3 protein-coding genes are annotated in these 1038 nt (G+C 71.8%); all 3 read left to right on the top strand.

All coding sequences use genetic code 11. The annotated features are described in order from the left end of the window. A partial coding sequence (locus EPN98_RS24475) for a histidine phosphatase family protein (protein ID WP_293365628.1) occupies positions 1-357 on the top strand: 357 nt, incomplete at its 5' end. A gap of 35 nt (positions 358-392) precedes the next feature. After that, complete coding sequence (locus EPN98_RS24470; protein WP_293365627.1) at positions 393-710, top strand: hypothetical protein; 318 nt, start codon at positions 393-395, stop codon at positions 708-710. Between the two features lie 2 nt (positions 711-712). After that, on the top strand, positions 713-1038 hold a 326-nt coding region (locus tag EPN98_RS24465; RefSeq protein ID WP_293365626.1), incomplete at its 3' end, for a hypothetical protein.

The raw sequence follows: 1038 nt of genomic DNA, 5'->3' as shown, positions 1-1038 counted from the left end.
GGCACCGCCCAGCTCCTGACGGAGGATGACGTCGGGGTCGTCGACGACCTGCGCGAGCACGAGCGGCTCTCCACCGACTGGTTCGAGGGCGCCAAGGACTTCGAGGCCGTCGTACGGCGGGCGTTCGCCCACCCCGACCGGTCGGCCCACCCCGGCTGGGAGCCGCTGAGCGCCTGCCGCGACCGCGTCGTGCCCGCCGTACGGCGGATCCTCGACGTGCACTCCGGCGAGGACGTCGTGCTGGTCGGGCACGGCACCGCGTGGACGGTGACCGTGGCCGAGCTCACCGGCCGTGCGCCGGACCTCGACCGGTGGGCGACGCTGTCCATGCCGGACCTCCTCGTCGTCTCGATCTGACGGCCCAGCCGCCCTCCGGGTGCCATGCTGAGCGCATGACGCAGCCCCTGCCTGAGCCCAAGGAGATTCGCGCCTGGCCGATCATCGGTGGGTTGGTCCTGGGTGTGGTCGTCTGCTGGGTCTGGATCACCGTGGCGCTCTTCGTCGGCTTCGGCGCCTCCTACGGCTACGACAACAACGCGGCGGCCCTCGCCGCGGTCGCGCTCGCGGGCCTGCCGGTCGTGCTCGGCATCGTGTTCCTGGTCGTCCCGCGGACCCGGCAGCTCGGAGCCGGGTTCCTGATGGGCATCTCGATCGGCTTCATCGCCGGTGCCGGCGTGTGTGCCTCGTTGTTCGTACCGGGGACGTTCTGAGGATGTACCCCACCCTCGGGCCGGTCCCGACCCACGAGCTCTTCGTGCTGCTCGGTGTCCTCGCCGCCGGCGCCGTCTTCGCCGTCGAGGCCCGCCGGCGCGGTCAGACCGACGAGCGCCTCGCGTTCGTCATCCTCGGCGCGGTCCTCGGCGGCGCGATCTTCATGCGGATGGGCACCTGGCTCCAGCACGTCGACCTGCGCGACAACGCCTCGCTCGCCGAGCAATGGCTCTACGGCAACCGCTCGATCCTCGGTGGCCTCGTCGGTGCATGGCTGGGGGTCCACGTGGCCAAGCGCCTCACCGGTTACCGCTCCCGCACCGGCGA

Source organism: Phenylobacterium sp., from assembly GCF_004299445.1.
GTDB lineage: Bacteria > Pseudomonadota > Alphaproteobacteria > Caulobacterales > Caulobacteraceae > Phenylobacterium.
This window is presented reverse-complemented; position numbering and strand designations above follow the sequence as displayed.